This is a genomic window from Limnobaculum xujianqingii (assembly GCF_013394855.1).
In the GTDB taxonomy this organism is placed as follows: Bacteria; Pseudomonadota; Gammaproteobacteria; order Enterobacterales; family Enterobacteriaceae; genus Limnobaculum; species Limnobaculum xujianqingii.
In genome coordinates, this window is sequence record NZ_JABMLK010000001.1 from 871,603 (window position 1) to 887,547 (window position 15,945).

Here is a 15,945-nt window from a genome sequence, read left to right on the forward strand (position 1 = left end):
GTTCAATCTCTCAAGGATGCTTGGAATCGCTGTTTCAATGCCTCTACGCATTCTGCAACGGTAGCGGCAATTTCCTCTTCTTCTAGCGTACGCGTGGTATCTTGCAATGTCAGACTGATAGCCAGGCTCTTATACCCCTCAGCGACACCCTTACCTCGATATACGTCAAATAAGTTTACGCCAACCATCTGATTTACGCCAACTTTTTTACATATTTCTAATACATTGGCAGCAGGTATGCTTTCAGCCACAACAATTGCGATATCACGACGGTTTGCCGGGAAGCGGGAAACCTCTCTGGCAAGCGGTACCCGGCGTTCTGAGACCTTGTCCCACAACAGTTCGAATACCACCGTACGACCGTTGAGATCGAGCTTACGCTCAAGCTCAGGATGCACTACACCAATGTATCCAATGCGTTCGCCATTTAAATAAATAGCCGCACTTTGGCCGGGGTGTAATGCAGGGTTTGCCTCGACTTTAAATTCAATCTCCGACAATTTACCCGTCAATTCTAACACCGACTCAAGATCGCCTTTTAAATCATAGAAGTCAACTGCTTCACGCGCAAGGTTCCAGTGCTCTTCATAGCGATTTCCTGCAATAACCCCTGCCAGCATAACCTCCTGCCGGACACCAAATTCTGCTGATGCATCAGGAACAAAGCGTAAACCGCTCTCAAACAGGCGTACACGACCCTGCTGACGGTTCTGGTTATACACCACTGAAGTCAACAATCCGCTCCATAATGAGAGGCGCATAGCCGACATTTCAACCGAAATTGGGTTAGGTAAAACTAACGCTTCCTGTTGAGGATGCAGTAAATTTTGTACCTTAGGATCAACGAAACTATAGGTGATTGCTTCCTGATACCCTTTATCTACCAGTAAAGTTTTTACCCGACGCAATGGTAAATTGGCTTCGCGATGTGGGGTCATTTCCAAATTGGCGCGCAGAGGCACATTTGGAATGCTGTTATATCCATAAACGCGGGCAATTTCTTCAATCAAATCTTCTTCGATTTCCATATCGAAACGCCAGCTTGGTGCAACGGCTTTCCAGTTATCTCCTTCACGAGATACTTCACAACCTAAACGGCTCAGAATATCGCTAACTTGATCATCAGAAATAACATGACCAATCAGTTTATCCAGCTTTTCACGACGTAGTAAAATGGTGGCACGTATCGGAAGCGTGGTTTTATTGGTCGCATCAATGACAGGGCCCGGTTGACCACCGCAGATATCCAGCAGCAAGCGCGTTGCTCTTTCTAATGCAGTTTGCTGTAGGGCTGGATCAACCCCTCTTTCATAGCGGTGAGAAGCGTCGGTGTGTAAACCAAAGCGACGCGCACGACCGGCAATCGCCAACGGGTTAAAGTAGGCGCTTTCCAGGAAAACGTCTGTTGTCTCTTCGTTTACACCAGAATGCTCACCACCAAAAATTCCACCCATCGCCAGCGGTTTTTGACGATCGGCGATCACTACAACATCCTGGTTCAGTTTTACTTTATTGCCATCCAGCAAAACCAGCTCTTCATTCTCTTTTGCCATACGTACGACAATACCGCCGTCAATACGCGCTAAATCGAACGCATGCATAGGATGCCCCAGCTCCAACAGAACATAGTTGGTCACATCCACGACTGGATCGATAGAGCGAATACCACAACGGCGCAGCTTTTCTTTCATCCACAATGGCGTAGCGGCTTTTACATTAATACCTTTAACTACCCGGCCTAAATAACGTGGACAAGCTTCGCTGGCATCAACCTGAATAGAGATAACATCCTGAATGACCGGAGCCACAGAAGACATGTCAGGCAGGTTTAACGGTAGCTTGTTAATCACTGCCACATCACGGGCAACGCCGATGATACCTAAACAGTCAGCCCGGTTTGGCGTTACACTGATTTCGATAGTGGCATCGTTTAACTTAAGATATTCCCGAACATCCTGACCGATTGGCGCATCTTCTGGCAGTTCAATAATACCGCTATGATCGTCGCTGATACCTAGTTCAGAGAAAGAGCACAGCATACCTTCAGACGGCTCGCCGCGCAGTTTGGCGGCTTTAATTTTAAAATCGCCCGGCAGTACAGCACCAACGGTGGCACAGGCTACGGTTAACCCTTTACGGCAGTTTGGCGCACCGCAAACGATATCCAGCAGGCGATCGCCACCGACATCAACTTTTGTTACGCGTAGCTTGTCTGCATTAGGGTGTTGACCACACTCCACAACCCGACCAACAACCACACCGGTAAATTCACCGGCTACGGGTTCCACACCGTCTACTTCCAGACCGGCCATGGTAATTTGTTCAGACAATTGGTCACGATTAATCGCAGGGTTAACCCATTCACGCAACCAGGATTCACTGAATTTCATGTTTTGGCTCCTGCTATTATTTAAATTGTTTTAAGAAACGAAGATCGTTTTCAAAGAAGGCACGCAAATCGGTGACACCGTAACGAAGCATAGCTAAACGTTCCATGCCCATACCGAAGGCGAATCCCGAGTAAATTTCAGGATCAATACCCACGCCGCGCAATACATTTGGATGCACCATACCGCAGCCCAGCACTTCCAGCCATTTACCGTTTTTGCCCATTACATCCACTTCTGCCGAAGGTTCAGTAAACGGGAAATAAGATGGGCGGAAACGCACCTGTAAATCTTCTTCGAAAAAATTCTGCAGGAAATCGTGAATGGTTCCCTTCAGATTGGTAAAGCTGATGTCTTTATCAACAATCAGCCCTTCCATTTGATGGAACATCGGGGTATGCGTCTGATCGTAATCATTACGATATACGCGGCCCGGAGCAATAATGCGAATTGGCGGCTGTTGATGATTCATGGTTCGAATCTGTACACCAGAAGTCTGAGTACGCAACAGGCGTTTGGCATCAAACCAGAAGGTATCGTGATCCGCTCGTGCCGGGTGATGACCAGGAATATTCAGAGCATCAAAGTTATGATAGTCATCTTCAATTTCAGGGCCGTTAGCTACGGCAAAACCCAGTTCACCAAAGAAGTCAGCAATACGGTCAATGGTTCGCGTTACCGGATGTAACCCGCCATTTTCCATACGACGACCCGGTAAAGACACATCAATGGTCTCTTCTGCCAGACGGGCATTCAGCGCCGCTGATTCCAGTGTGTATTTACGAGCGTTCAGTGCATCCTGAACTTCTTGCTTGGCTTGATTGATGACCTGCCCGGCGGCAGGACGCTCTTCTGCGGGAACATCGCGCAGCGATGTCATTTGCAGCGTCAGGTGACCTTTCTTGCCTAAATATTCCACGCGAACTAAATCTAACGCGGCAACATCATGGGCTTCTTCTATAGCCGCCTTTGCATTGGCAACCAGTTCAGCGAGATGTGGCATTATTTTCCTCTTCTTCCGGCTCTGGAGTTCCGATATCTGGTAATGAAACCCGGTTTATAAAACAACGATACTGTTAATTATCAATATTACTTCAGGCAACAAAAAAGCCTCCATCAGGAGGCTTTTGGCGCTAGTTTCCGTTTCTTCTCTTACGCGCAAGCCTCCTGGTATCAGGTGCTAAAGTAAAAGAAGAAACGGAAAATAGCAGAATTCATACTTGCGTTACCTTGTTATTATTCTGGTTAGTATTAGAAATCAAGCTGATAAAATGTACTGCGACTGACAATACTACGAATACTCTTCAATTTCACGTATTTAAGCAAAAAAAGTAAAAGAGGGAGTTTTCACCCCCTCTTTCATCTGACTTACGCCAGAACTGATTTTGCTTTTTCAACTAAAGCAGCAAATGCCACTTTGTCGAATACTGCGATATCAGCCAGAATCTTACGGTCGATTTCAACAGAAGCCTTTTTCAGGCCATTGATGAAACGGCTGTAAGATAAACCGTTTTGACGGGCAGCAGCGTTAATACGTGCAATCCACAGCTGACGGAACTGACGCTTACGTTGACGACGGTCACGGTAAGCATATTGTCCTGCTTTGATTACTGCCTGGAAGGCAACACGATATACGCGCGAACGGGCACCGTAGTAACCTTTCGCTTGCTTCATTATTTTCTTGTGACGTGCACGTGCGATTACACCACGTTTTACGCGAGCCATATGCTCTCTCCTATCGACTTATTATCTGAATTAAAAGTTATGCGTATGGCAGACATGCCACGACCAGACCCAGATCCCCTTTGGAGACCAGACCTTTCGGACGCAGGTGACGTTTACGCTTAGTAGCTTTTTTAGTCAGAATATGACGTAGGTTGGCATGCTTACGCTTAAAACCACCAGAGGCGGTTTTTTTAAAGCGCTTAGCTGCGCCACGCACAGTTTTGATCTTTGGCATTTTAAATATATCCACTTCGCATTGTTAATAAAACGAACCAGTTGGGCGAATAAAATCCGGATGGCGTTAACCACCCGGATCTTATTACTTGTATGCCTTACTGTTTCTTCTTAGGGGCGAGCACCATCACCATTTGGCGTCCTTCAATCCTACTTGGGTAGGATTCAACAACAGCCAATTCGACGAGATCGTCACGGACGCGGTTAAGCACTTCCATACCAATCTGCTGGTGAGCCATCTCACGACCGCGGAAACGCAGTGTGATTTTAGCTTTATCACCCTCTTCCAGAAAGCGAATCAGGCTGCGGAGTTTTACCTGATAGTCGCCATCATCTGTACCAGGTCGGAATTTAATTTCCTTGATCTGGACAACTTTTTGTTTTTTCTTCTGCTCTTTCGTAGCCTTACTCTTTTCATAGAGGAATTTGCCGTAGTCCATGACCCGGCAAACTGGCGGCTCAGCATTTGGGCTGATCTCTACCAGATCAACACCAGCTTCTTCTGCTTTTTGCAGTGCTTCATTCAGACTAACAATCCCCAATTGCTCGCCATCGATGCCTGTTAGTCGCACTTCACGGGCGCGAATCTCGTTGTTTATGCGATTAGGACGCGCTGTTTGAACTCTTTTTCCGCCTTTAATACCTTATTCCTCCAGTTGATTAAGACTACGACTGCGAATTTCTTGTTGCAGTTTTTCAATCACGTAACTTACGTCAAGACTGCCTAAGTCTTTGCCACGGCGGGTACGCACGGCAATTTTGCCAGCTTCTACCTCTTTGTCGCCGCAGACTAACATATAGGGCACACGTCGTAGAGTATGTTCGCGGATTTTAAAGCCTATTTTCTCATTTCTCAAGTCCGCTTTAGCACGAATGCCAGCAGCCTGAAGTTTTTTCGTTAATTCTTCGACATATCCGGCCTGAGCATCGGTAATATTCATTACCACTACTTGCTGCGGAGCCAACCATGTCGGGAAGAAACCTGCACATTCTTCAGTCAGAATACCGATAAAGCGTTCTAATGAACCTAAAATGGCGCGGTGAATCATCACCGGCACGTGACGCTCGTTATCTTCACCAACAAAAGAAGCGCTTAAACGCTCTGGTAATGAAAAGTCGAGCTGCACAGTACCACACTGCCATGCACGATCCAAACTATCATGCAAAGTAAATTCAATTTTAGGACCGTAAAATGCCCCTTCGCCCGGCTGATAATCAAATTCCAGACCGTTCGCTGTCAATGCTTCGGCCAGATCGTGCTCGGCTCTGTCCCACATAGCATCAGTACCAATGCGCTTTGCAGGGCGAGTTGATAGTTTTACACTAATATTTTCAAAACCAAAAGTGCTATACAGATCGTAAACCATTTTAATACAGCTGGTTACTTCTTCTCTCACCTGCTCTTCGGTACAGAAAATATGCGCATCGTCCTGAGTAAAGCCACGAACTCGCATTAAACCATGCAGAGAACCAGAAGGTTCATTACGATGGCAGCTACCAAACTCAGCCATTCTCAACGGCAGGTCACGATATGATTTTAGACCCTGATTGAAAATCTGCACGTGTCCCGGGCAATTCATTGGCTTAATACAGTATTCACGGTTCTCTGAAGAAGTTGTGAACATAGCTTCTTTATAGTTTTCCCAGTGCCCGGTTTTTTCCCACAGCACGCGGTCCATCATAAATGGCCCTTTCACTTCCTGATAATCGTATTCTCTGAGCTTCATACGCACAAAGGCTTCCAGCTCGCGGAAAATTGTCCAGCCATCGTTGTGCCAGAACACCATACCCGGCGCTTCTTCCTGCATATGATACAGGTCAAGCTGCTTACCGATACGGCGATGGTCACGCTTGGCAGCTTCTTCCAGACGCAGCAAATAAGCCGCTAATTGTTTTTTATCAGCCCATGCGGTGCCATAAATACGCTGCAGCATTTTATTATTGCTGTCACCACGCCAGTAAGCTCCGGAAACTTTTTGCAGCTTAAAGTTATGACAGAAACGCATGTTCGGCACGTGTGGACCACGACACATGTCGATATATTCTTCATGATGATACAGCGCCGGATGAGCGTCACGGCTGATGTTTTCATCAAGAATACGTAATTTATAAATTTCACCACGAGATTCGAAAGTATCCCGTGCTTCTTGCCAGCTAACCTTTTTCTTGATTACGTCGTAATCTTTCTTAACCAGCTCCATCATGCGCTGTTCAAGCAGATCAATATCTTCCTGATTTAACGTCCTGTCGATATCAACGTCGTAGTAAAAACCATTATCAATGGTTGGACCAATTGCCATTTTAGTATCAGGCCAAAGCTGTTTGATTGCGTGGCCTAACAGATGCGCACATGAGTGGCGGATAATTTCCAGGCCATCATCATCTTTGGCGGTAATAATTTCCAGATTGGCGTCGTTTTCAATCAGATCGCAAGCGTCAATGCGCTCACCGTTAATACGACCGGCGATACAGGCTTTAGCCAGACCGGGACCGATATCACGAGCAATATCCATAACTGAAACAGCATGGTCATACTGACGTTGGCTTCCATCAGGAAGAGTAATAACTGGCATTATAATTCCTTAGTTACAGTGGTGACCCATACGCAAGATCACATGCAAACAATATTTTTTATATTTAAATCAATGGACTGATGCCTTTTTCGACTCACAATTATCGAATGGCCACTCAATTGTGTACACACATTGACTTGTCGGTTTACGTTTTATAAAAACGAAGGGCGAATTTTACCACTGAGTACCGTGGCTGGATAGTACAAAATAAAAAAGCCTGATAACACAAGAGATAACTCGCCGGATCAATTGAACATAATTAACGAACCTGTCGTGGTGGAAGATAAACGGTAAATTCATTAATCGGATAAATTAATACGTTATAGGGGGATTGTTGTTCAGATTCAGTCAGTAATCCTAATCGGATTAACAGGTCAAAACGTGCGTTTATCAGGCGCCCTGGTGAGACATTAAGCTGTTTATGCCAGACCTGATAACTACCCAATTTTCCATCACGACGATAAAAAAATCCGTTCAGTGGATGAGTCAGATAAACCATGCCGGTTTCCAGATCGGGAAATCCGGGAAGCGTAATCGTATCATCAAGGTTATGAGCTAGCTCCACACTGGCTGATGCCCATTCTGCCTGAGTTTCCATTCGGTATTTAGTATAGCAAGCCAGTTTTTCGTCATATTCACAGTCAAACATGACTTTTCCACTGTACCAGGGCAAATTCCATAATAGCCGGGGAACAAACAGCGTCCACGAATCCAGTGTCGTGCCCAAAAACCAGACGCATTTCTCTCCTGTTACCGTATCAATCACATAAATGCGATAGTTGGTTTGTCCCATGGTAAATTTTGGGAAAGGATAAACCGCAGAGGTAAAATCGACATCAACGAAAGGTACCACTGACAATAGCCCTTTCTCCTGACCATCAATCATAATGGTATCCAGTTTAAAACGTTCTGAAATCAAACCGTCAAACCGCTGGGGATCTATTGCATACGTGATAATGGAAAAGTGTTTCAGTCGACAAAAAACATCAATGCCTGTTGGCTTAGGTTGAGGATGAAGGAAATCTTCAAAAAATAGTGGTATCTGCACTATCACTCCCTGATTATCAGTGCCAATAACTAAAAACTCTGCCAAAGCTATTTTGGCAGAGTCTCATCGATAATTACAATTCATCGCCAAATAGCTGTTCTACCGCCTGTTGTGCGACCTGAATATGTTCACCGCCAAATAAATTGGCCCGGTTTAATAAATAGTAAAGTTGATATAACGGTTGGCGATCGATAAAGCTGGCAGGTAACGGCCAAACGCTCTGATAGCCATCGTATATTTGCGGTGGTAAATCAGGATACAGCGGCAACATAGCTAAATCACACTCACGATCGCCCCAGTAGCATGCCGGATCAAAGATTATCGGCCCCACCGCACTTACACCACAGTTTGCTGGCCATAAGTCGCCGTGAAGTAAAGATGGTTGTGGATGATGGCTTTTTAGTCGATGGCTGACAATATCGATAATGGTATCAATATCGCCATAGTGTAGCCCTTTTTCATCGGCCAGTTGAAGCTGCCACCCGATGCGCTGTTCGGCAAAGAACACATTCCAGTAACGCTGCCAGCGGTTAGGCTGTGGCGTGGTTGCCAAATCACTGTCAAAATCCAACCCAAACTGAGGTTGGTCACTCCACTGGTGTAATCGAGCCAATTGCTGTCCCAAACAATAAGCATGATGGGCATCCAATGGTTTTAACGGCAGATATTCCAGCAACAGAAAGCTAAAGTCTCGATCGTAACCAACACCATAAACCTCTGGTACCCGAACCGTACCACTCTTAGCTAAAGCCGTAAGCTGATCGAACTCCGCATTGAAGATAGGTAGAATATCCCGCGTGTCATACTTGATAAAAACCTCTTTTTTGCCGTTGCTTACCCGGCGAGCATGATGAATATCACCTCCTGATAGCTCCTCCTTTTCAGTAATTGTATAAGCCTCACCCAGATACTCACTTAATAAACGACTGACGGATTGCCACATGACATCACCCCAAGGTTATGATCAAGATAGACTCAGGTTAACCTTTTGATTCCAGCGAAACTTCGATCCAATGCACAGCTTTGGTCTAAAAAGATCGCTACATGTTGATTTTGATATCGCAGGCCGCAGGAGACCCAAAGATTAACCTACAGACGCGGTATAATTACCGGTCTGTAGCATTAAGCGTAGAAGGCAATGAGGGAATATTAAAGCCGATTGATCAGATACAGGATGATATAGATAAAAATACCCCATAAAACCGGAGAAACATACAACAACCCAAATTGGGCAAAGATTGAGGTATTAGGTATTGAGATCAGTTTTTCCAGATCCTTGAATGAACGGGCTTCATCGCCATTCATCGCTTCCAGTATGGCTCTTTCTCTTACCCCTTCTCTCACGTTATACACGCGCTTAGCCAAACGAGCACCGGAGGCCTGTAGCGCCAAGCCGACAAACATTAGCAAGAAGATCACAATGAACCATACGCTACCGCTGGCAGACCAATTACTAATGTCAGGTATTGGGGAATTGACCCAAAAATACTCCAGAAATGAAGTGTACTGACGCGCAATTTTAATAATGACCTGTAGAAAATCCATAATCATTGCGGTCATCTCTTGCATATTGGTTTTAGGTGCAACCAGATACTTCAGTACAGAGATGATCGTCGATATAAATGCCGGAATAAAAATAATGATCCCAGCAATACGTTTAATCAACGCGACTGTACTGGCCTGTTGGTGAGTCATTCTGCCTCCATGTTGAAACACCGATTCTTTATCAAATCAATCACAAAAAAATTATGTTCCAGTTTAATGGAACATAATATGATGGTTTCCAGAGAGGCTCATATCACATTGTTAAACAACAATATTTATCACTCCACCAGAAAGTATAAAGCTCGATACATATCATGTATCGAGCTTTTAATATATTAGTGAGTTACCGCAATCAGACTGTAAGTAACGATAACAAATAAAGCGAAAACTACTGTGCTCAGTGACCATCTCAATTCAGCAGACATATCTTTTTCCTTTATGTAAACGTGATTAGACACGGGAATCATTGTAAAGCGCTTAACAAAAATGTATACCCCAAAGCGATTTTTCCATGATATCTCTTGGACTTTTGTATCAAATGCGCCAAAATTCATCGCCTGTTATCACTGAAAGGCATATAAGCCACAAACAGTGATGGTTCAAGGAATTCTACACCGTTTTGCTTTTAATGTGTAATGCGTTGGTTATAAACAAAAGCAAACGTTAACATATCAGCTTACACTGTATGTGATACCAGTATAAGCTCAGGAGTGCTCTGTTTCATGGCAACTATAAAAGATGTGGCAAAACATGCTGGTGTTTCAACCACCACGGTCTCCCACGTTATTAATAAAACGCGTTTTGTCGCTGAAGATACCAAAGCTGCCGTATGGGCAGCCATTAAAGAGCTTAGTTATTCACCCAGCGCCGTTGCCCGTAGTCTGAAGGTAAATAACACCAAAACCATTGGTCTGTTGGCTACCGCCAGCGGCTCACCCTATTTTGCCGAAGTGATTCAGGCGGTTGAAGAAGCCTGCTATAAAAAAGGCTATACGCTGATTTTATGTAACACACAAAACGACCTGGAAAAGCAACAGGCCTATCTGGCTATGTTGGCACAAAAGCGTGTTGATGGCCTGTTAGTCATGTGTTCCGAATATCATCCTCCGTTACTCTCACTGTTAGAGAATTACCACGCAATTCCTATGATGGTAATGGACTGGAACAAACACAGCAACTTTACCGATAATATCGAAGATAATGGCTTTCATGGTGGTTATCTGGCTGCCCGTTATTTGATAGATCGCGGCCATCGGGAAATCGCAACCATCACCGGTCAGCTAAATGAATTTACCGGCCGTGAGCGTCACAAAGGTTTTCTTCATGCACTGAAAGAAGCCAATATTGAGATTCTCCCTGAGTGGATTATCGAAGCAGACTTCCAACCTCAGGAAGGCTACGATGGCGTGATGAAACTTATGAAGCTGAAAAAACGCCCTACTGCCTTGTTCTGCGGTGGTGATGTTATTGCAATGGGCGCTCTGTGCGCTGCCGGAGATATGGGTTTTAGCGTACCAGAAGATATTTCAGTCATTGGTTATGACAACATTCGTCATACTCGTTTCTATAATCCACCGCTAACTACCATTCAACAGCCAAAAGAGAGTCTGGCTGTAATGGCGCTGGATATGTTATTAGACAGGATTATCAATAAGCGTGAAACGTCCCACTCTATTGAACTACACCCTGAACTGGTTGAACGAAAATCTGTTACTGATGGCCCTTATTTGAAAAAATAGTCATCACTAAATTTTTGCTCCAGAATCAATTTCCACCATTGGTTTTGGAGCACCTTCCTTGCTCTAAATTGCCTTGATTTATCACGCCTCCAGCCTAATAACATAACTGCCAGTTTGATTCAGTCTGCATATCGGCCTATATTTTAATAGATGTATTAATCAGGTACAGGATTTAAATCCCTCGTTTAAAGTCTGATAAAAGCATACATACAGGCTTTGAATAACAAGTGGTCACATTATGATATTTTCAACATTGCCCCATCGCTTTCGCTCCCTGCGTTTTGGGATAATCTTAGCCACCATGAGTTTGACGTTATCTGCCTGCTCTTTTATGCCATCTCATGTTGGAATGAGTTCAGCCCAGCTTAGCGTGACGGATAAAGCCAATGATGGTAAACCATTGAATGTCGATTTTGTTGCCGTGCGCAATGATAAACTGGTGAAAAAGATAGAAGCGCTCAGCGCCAGCCAGTGGTTTGAGCAAAAACAGCAGTTGCTAAAAGAGAACCATGACAATTTAATAGTATGGCCAGTAAAAATGTTGCCTGGTTCGCAAATTACCGTAAAAAATGTCCCTATCTCCGGTAAACCCGCCGACTCTCTAATCCTGTTTGCCGGTTATAAAAGTAAAGGTGCTCATCGCTTAATACTGAATGATATTCGCCATCCTAAGTTAGAATTCCGGGATGATGATGTGTATCTGTTTGAAGATTAAAAAATCAGGGAGCCATAAGGCTCCCTGATTCATAATAGATATCCAACGTTTTATTACTTCAGATGGGTACCTGCACGCAATGCTTCAATACGCTTGTCTAATGGTGGATGAGACAAAAACAGTTCACTAAAGGTTTTTGACTTACCGTTAATACAAAATGCCATCATAGTAGAGCCTTCCTGCGGCTCGTAGCTGGTTTTCAGGCGTTACAGTGCAGCTATCATCTTCTCACGACCTACCAGCTTAGCCGAACCGGCATCCGCCTTATATTCACGATGGCGGGAGAACCACATCGTAATAATGCTGGCCAAAATACCAAATACCAGTTCCAGCACCATAGACACGATAAAATAGACCATGGTGTTGCCTGATGAACTTTCGTTATCGCGATTCATAAAACCGGCTGCCACTTGAGCAATCAGGCGTGAAGCAAAAATTACGAAGGTGTTTACCACGCCCTGAATCAGAGTCATGGTGACCATATCACCGTTAGCAACATGGCTGATTTCATGAGCCAGTACCGCTTCTGCTTCATCACGGCTCATGTTTTGTAATAATCCGGTACTAACGGCAACCAAAGAGGCATCTCGTCTGGCTCCCGTTGCAAATGCGTTAATATCAGGAGCCTGATAAATAGCTACCTGTGGCATTGCAATACCGGCCTGCTGTGACTGGCGTCTGACGGTTTCAACTAACCAGCGTTCAACTTCATTCGCCGGTTGTTCAATAACCTGCCCACCAACAGAACGCAACGCCATCCACTTTGACATCAACAACGAGACGAATGCACCACCAAAGCCAAATAAACCGGCCATGATCATCAATCCCTGAACGCTACGTCCCTGAATGCCGGTTAAACTCAGCACTATGCCAAAAACCACCATAACTGCGAGGTTTGTTAATAAAAATAACGCTATACGCATCATAAAATGATAGTTTCCTCAGAGAAATAAAATAATGTTCTTACCACACAGATCTTATGGGCTAATATTCAAAATTCAAGTGTGAACAACACTCACATAACAATTAGATCATAACTTTACAATGACAGGTGATTAACTTCACATTTCGCTCTCTTTACGTGATTTCTGATGGCGATAAAAAAGGCGCTCAGAGAGCGCCTTTCATGTGTTGCATTAAAAATGTTGCTACTTAATCTTTCTTCACCGCAGCTGTCGCGGTTGCTTGTGCAGCATCATTCTTTTCTAAATCTGCCAAATCTACTGCAATCAATACCGTCTCATCCAGATAAGGATCGGCTTCCTTATAATCTTTTGGTAAATCTTCCAGCGACTTCAGCTTACTCTTACCTTCACGCTCCAGACGATCGTTGATGCGTTTCAAACGAATTGCATCATCCTCACTGCTCTCTTTTTCGCGTTTGGCATAGTTCAGTGAAATTGTGGCACGCTTATCTTTATTTGCCTTGTAACGGGCAATATCCTGCATGATGAACTGGAACTCCGGATCTTTAGCAATCCGCTCATCATAATTTTTCTTCAGGATTGGAATGTAGCGAGACTCATCACCTAATAGCGAGTATGTAGCTTTATCAACGCTATCCCAAGGCAATGCATTATCTTCAAAGCTTTCACCCGTCTCTACCGGATCGATACCCGTAGGCATGATGATATCTGGCGTTACCCCTTTGCGTTGGGTACTGCCACCGTTAATACGGTAGAATTTTTGAATGGTATATTGCACTGAGCCCAGTTCAGGCCAGTCAGGACGCAACATTTGATCATAAATACGGTTTAATGCACGATGCTGTTGTACGGTACCTTTACCAAAGGTTGGTTCTCCAACAATCAGTGCACGACCATAGTCTTGCATTGCTGCAGCAAAAATTTCTGATGCCGAGGCGCTAAAACGATCGACCAACACTACCAATGGACCTTTGTAATAAACAATGCCATCGGTATCGCTATCTTCACGAATCTTTCCGTTGTTATCACGAACCTGCACTACCGGACCGCTTGGAATAAATAATCCGGACAAAGAAACCGCTTCGGTTAATGCTCCACCACCGTTAGTACGCAAATCAATAATGATGCTGTCGACATTTTGCTTAGTCAGTTTTTGCAGTTGAGTTTTAACATCTTCCGTCAGACCAACGTAGAAACCTGGAATATCCAGTACCCCAACCTTCTTCTTACCAACGGTTTTCAGCGTCATCTTAACTGCGCGATCTTCCAGACGAATACGTTCACGTGTCAACACCACTGTCTTCGATTTTGCCCCTTTCGCTGCGGGTAAAATCTCCAGACGAACCTTACTGCCTTTTGGCCCTTTAATTAACGCAACTACATCATCCAGACGCCAACCAATAACATCAACCATTGGTTTATCCTGCTGGCCTACGCCAACAATTTTATCACCAACGGCAATGGATTTACTCTTGGCCGCAGGTCCACCGGCAACCAGTGAGTTGATTTGCGTATAGTCATCTTCCATCTGTAATACAGCACCGATACCTTCCAGAGAAAGGCTCATTTCCGTATTAAATTGCTCGGTATTTCGAGGTGAAAGATAACTGGTATGAGGATCGATTTCACGGGCAAAAGCGTTAATGAAAGACTGGAAAACGTCTTCACTTTTCGCCTGGCTTAAACGCTTAATGGCGGACTGATAACGCTTGGTCAGAATATCTTTGATTTCTGGCCACTCTTTACCTGCCAATTTCAGGTTGAGTTCGTCATATTTGACTTTTTCATACCACAGCTTATCCAGTTCTTCTACGCTGGTTGGCCATGGGGCTTTGCTGCGATCAACTTCAATTGAGTCATCGCCATCAAACGTCATTGGCTTATCCAGTAGCGTTAAAGCATAGGTTAAGCGTTCAAAGCGGCGCTTCTGAGCATAATTGTACAGATCGTAAGCTGTATCCAATTGCCCGGACTTTAACTCGTCATCCAGCTTGGTCTTTTTATCGGCAAACTTAGCGATATCCGAAGCCAACAAAACATTGTGACTAAAATCCAAAACATTCAAATAACGATTAAAGATTTTTTCTGAAAATGCATCATCTAGGTCAAATTGACGATAGTGTGAACGTGTAAAACGTGAAGTTACCCGTTCACTAACCGTGGCATGCTGCCCTTCCTGTTTTAAAACAGGCAGTTGATCGACACGGGTTATCGTCGTTTCCTTAGCATAACTTAATCCTGCGAGAAATAAGCTTGCAATGGCCGTTAACCGGATTAAGTTACTCATGCTTTGGCTGACCTCCAACTTAAAACTGTAAATGCTCTGCTCGAACCAGCATAGCTAAACCCGAAGCAAGTTGAACCCGAACGCCATCTTTAGCGATTTCAAGAACAGTTGCATCCATGGCGCTCTGACCTGCACGTACTTTGACATTTTGCCCGGTTTTAAGTGCAGCAATATCGGCAGCAGAAGCTGGACGGAGTTTTTCAACCACTTTAGCTGCGGGAGCGGGAGCAGTAGAGCGTGCAGGAGCAGGTTTTGCCTTCGCTTTTGATTGAGACGATGACTGAGCAGCTTTGCTATCCGGTGTCGCTTTTTTAGCAGCAGGACGAGGACGGCGAGCCTGAGGAGCTTCTCCTGACTCTTTACGTTGTGCTGCACGTTGAGCCTGGACTCGGGCTTTTGCCTCTTCCAGTTGCTTACGCGCATGCTCTACGTGCTGCTCTTCCAGCAGACCACAATCTGCACCGTCTAAATCAACACGCTGAGCATTTAATTTAAGACCGTGCAAATAACGCCAGCTGGAAGTATATAAGCGTAACGCAGTACGTAATTGTGTTTTACTGAATAAGGTTTCTTCAGGCAGTCGGGTTACGACATCCTGAAAGATTCCAATTTTCAGAGGCCGGGCTTCACCCTCAAGGGTAAAACAAAGCGGGAATTTTTCTGCCAGATAGGCAATTACTTCTTTACTGCTGTTCAACTTAGGTTGATTTTCCATGAAATTTCCTGATTACAACGAACTCACCCAAAAGCGCAGGCGTAGATTACG

At 44.6% G+C, this 15,945-nt stretch carries 15 protein-coding genes, 1 pseudogene and 1 other annotated feature; of the genes and pseudogenes, 2 read left to right on the forward strand and 14 right to left on the reverse strand.

Going from position 1 to position 15,945, the window contains the following annotated elements; genetic code table 11:
• Nucleotides 1–2: 2 nt before the first annotated feature.
• The 11 genes from pheT to cydH form a co-directional block, all read right to left on the reverse strand.
• Complete coding sequence (gene pheT, locus GOL65_RS03940) at nucleotides 3–2,390, reverse strand: phenylalanine--tRNA ligase subunit beta (protein WP_140920817.1); 2,388 nt, start codon at nucleotides 2,388–2,390, stop codon at nucleotides 3–5.
• A gap of 16 nt (nucleotides 2,391–2,406) precedes the next feature.
• Nucleotides 2,407–3,390 (reverse strand): phenylalanine--tRNA ligase subunit alpha, encoded by a 984-nt coding sequence (gene pheS, locus GOL65_RS03945; RefSeq protein ID WP_140920818.1) that lies wholly within the window; start codon nucleotides 3,388–3,390, stop codon nucleotides 2,407–2,409.
• Between the two features lie 97 nt (nucleotides 3,391–3,487).
• Nucleotides 3,488–3,610 (reverse strand) — a sequence feature (Phe leader region).
• Complete coding sequence (pheM, locus tag GOL65_RS03950) at nucleotides 3,561–3,605, reverse strand: pheST operon leader peptide PheM (RefSeq protein ID WP_152537847.1); 45 nt, start codon at nucleotides 3,603–3,605, stop codon at nucleotides 3,561–3,563. It overlaps the preceding feature by 45 nt.
• Nucleotides 3,611–3,755: 145 nt before the next feature.
• The gene (gene rplT, locus GOL65_RS03955) at nucleotides 3,756–4,112 is read right to left on the reverse strand and encodes a 50S ribosomal protein L20 (RefSeq protein WP_027273088.1); all 357 of its coding nucleotides are present in this window, start codon (nucleotides 4,110–4,112) and stop codon (nucleotides 3,756–3,758) included.
• A 37-nt stretch (nucleotides 4,113–4,149) separates the two neighbouring features.
• Nucleotides 4,150–4,347 carry a 50S ribosomal protein L35 gene (gene rpmI, locus GOL65_RS03960; protein ID WP_029095034.1) on the reverse strand — a complete coding sequence of 66 codons (198 nt, stop codon included), beginning with the start codon at nucleotides 4,345–4,347 and terminating at the stop codon, nucleotides 4,150–4,152.
• A gap of 97 nt (nucleotides 4,348–4,444) precedes the next feature.
• Nucleotides 4,445–4,987: a translation initiation factor IF-3 gene (gene infC / locus GOL65_RS03965; protein WP_130591155.1), complete on the reverse strand. Its 543-nt coding sequence runs from the start codon at nucleotides 4,985–4,987 to the stop codon at nucleotides 4,445–4,447.
• A gap of 3 nt (nucleotides 4,988–4,990) precedes the next feature.
• Complete coding sequence (thrS, locus tag GOL65_RS03970; RefSeq protein WP_140920819.1) at nucleotides 4,991–6,919, reverse strand: threonine--tRNA ligase; 1,929 nt, start codon at nucleotides 6,917–6,919, stop codon at nucleotides 4,991–4,993.
• 259 nt (nucleotides 6,920–7,178) lie between these two features.
• A complete protein-coding gene (locus GOL65_RS03975; RefSeq protein WP_140920820.1) occupies nucleotides 7,179–7,967 on the reverse strand; it encodes a DUF2071 domain-containing protein in 789 nt (262 codons plus the stop codon).
• A gap of 73 nt (nucleotides 7,968–8,040) precedes the next feature.
• Nucleotides 8,041–8,910 (reverse strand): fructosamine kinase family protein, encoded by an 870-nt coding sequence (locus GOL65_RS03980; RefSeq protein WP_140920821.1) that lies wholly within the window; start codon nucleotides 8,908–8,910, stop codon nucleotides 8,041–8,043.
• Nucleotides 8,911–9,116: 206 nt separating this feature from the next.
• Nucleotides 9,117–9,662, reverse strand: a complete 546-nt coding sequence (locus GOL65_RS03985; protein WP_140920822.1) for a YniB family protein — start codon at nucleotides 9,660–9,662, stop codon at nucleotides 9,117–9,119.
• A 185-nt stretch (nucleotides 9,663–9,847) separates the two neighbouring features.
• Nucleotides 9,848–10,066, reverse strand: a complete 219-nt coding sequence (gene cydH, locus GOL65_RS22545) for a cytochrome bd-I oxidase subunit CydH (protein ID WP_130591149.1) — start codon at nucleotides 10,064–10,066, stop codon at nucleotides 9,848–9,850.
• A 168-nt stretch (nucleotides 10,067–10,234) separates the two neighbouring features.
• On the opposite strand from cydH, the gene purR reads away from it, so the two are divergent.
• Both purR and GOL65_RS04000 read left to right on the forward strand, forming a co-directional pair.
• Nucleotides 10,235–11,251, forward strand: a complete 1,017-nt coding sequence (purR, locus tag GOL65_RS03995) for an HTH-type transcriptional repressor PurR (protein ID WP_140920823.1) — start codon at nucleotides 10,235–10,237, stop codon at nucleotides 11,249–11,251.
• Between the two features lie 301 nt (nucleotides 11,252–11,552).
• Nucleotides 11,553–11,966: a type VI secretion protein gene (locus tag GOL65_RS04000; protein WP_179038164.1), complete on the forward strand. Its 414-nt coding sequence runs from the start codon at nucleotides 11,553–11,555 to the stop codon at nucleotides 11,964–11,966.
• A gap of 53 nt (nucleotides 11,967–12,019) precedes the next feature.
• Here the strand turns inward: GOL65_RS04000 and htpX are convergent.
• From htpX to proQ, 3 genes and pseudogenes are all read right to left on the reverse strand, one after another.
• A pseudogene (htpX, locus tag GOL65_RS04005) lies at nucleotides 12,020–12,892 on the reverse strand (protease HtpX).
• 226 nt (nucleotides 12,893–13,118) lie between these two features.
• Nucleotides 13,119–15,179, reverse strand: coding sequence for a carboxy terminal-processing peptidase (prc, locus tag GOL65_RS04010; RefSeq protein ID WP_140920825.1), 2,061 nt, complete (start codon nucleotides 15,177–15,179; stop codon nucleotides 13,119–13,121).
• Between the two features lie 19 nt (nucleotides 15,180–15,198).
• Complete coding sequence (gene proQ, locus GOL65_RS04015; RefSeq protein WP_140920826.1) at nucleotides 15,199–15,894, reverse strand: RNA chaperone ProQ; 696 nt, start codon at nucleotides 15,892–15,894, stop codon at nucleotides 15,199–15,201.
• Nucleotides 15,895–15,945: the final 51 nt, after the last annotated feature.

Excerpts from the sequence above, each read along its gene's own strand:
- pheT (WP_140920817.1), bottom strand. The coding sequence starts at position 2,390 with ATGAAATTCAGTGAATCCTGGTTGCGTGAATGGGTTAACCCTGCGATT.
- pheS (WP_140920818.1), bottom strand. The coding sequence starts at position 3,390 with ATGCCACATCTCGCTGAACTGGTTGCCAATGCAAAGGCGGCTATAGAA.
- rplT (WP_027273088.1), bottom strand. The coding sequence starts at position 4,112 with ATGGCTCGCGTAAAACGTGGTGTAATCGCACGTGCACGTCACAAGAAA.
- rpmI (WP_029095034.1), bottom strand. The coding sequence starts at position 4,347 with ATGCCAAAGATCAAAACTGTGCGTGGCGCAGCTAAGCGCTTTAAAAAA.
- thrS (WP_140920819.1), bottom strand. The coding sequence starts at position 6,919 with ATGCCAGTTATTACTCTTCCTGATGGAAGCCAACGTCAGTATGACCAT.
- GOL65_RS03980 (WP_140920821.1), bottom strand. The coding sequence starts at position 8,910 with ATGTGGCAATCCGTCAGTCGTTTATTAAGTGAGTATCTGGGTGAGGCT.
- GOL65_RS03985 (WP_140920822.1), bottom strand. The coding sequence starts at position 9,662 with ATGACTCACCAACAGGCCAGTACAGTCGCGTTGATTAAACGTATTGCT.
- cydH (WP_130591149.1), bottom strand. The coding sequence starts at position 10,066 with ATGAATTTTGGCGCATTTGATACAAAAGTCCAAGAGATATCATGGAAA.
- purR (WP_140920823.1), top strand. The coding sequence starts at position 10,235 with ATGGCAACTATAAAAGATGTGGCAAAACATGCTGGTGTTTCAACCACC.
- GOL65_RS04000 (WP_179038164.1), top strand. The coding sequence starts at position 11,553 with ATGAGTTTGACGTTATCTGCCTGCTCTTTTATGCCATCTCATGTTGGA.
- prc (WP_140920825.1), bottom strand. The coding sequence starts at position 15,179 with ATGAGTAACTTAATCCGGTTAACGGCCATTGCAAGCTTATTTCTCGCA.
- proQ (WP_140920826.1), bottom strand. The coding sequence starts at position 15,894 with ATGGAAAATCAACCTAAGTTGAACAGCAGTAAAGAAGTAATTGCCTAT.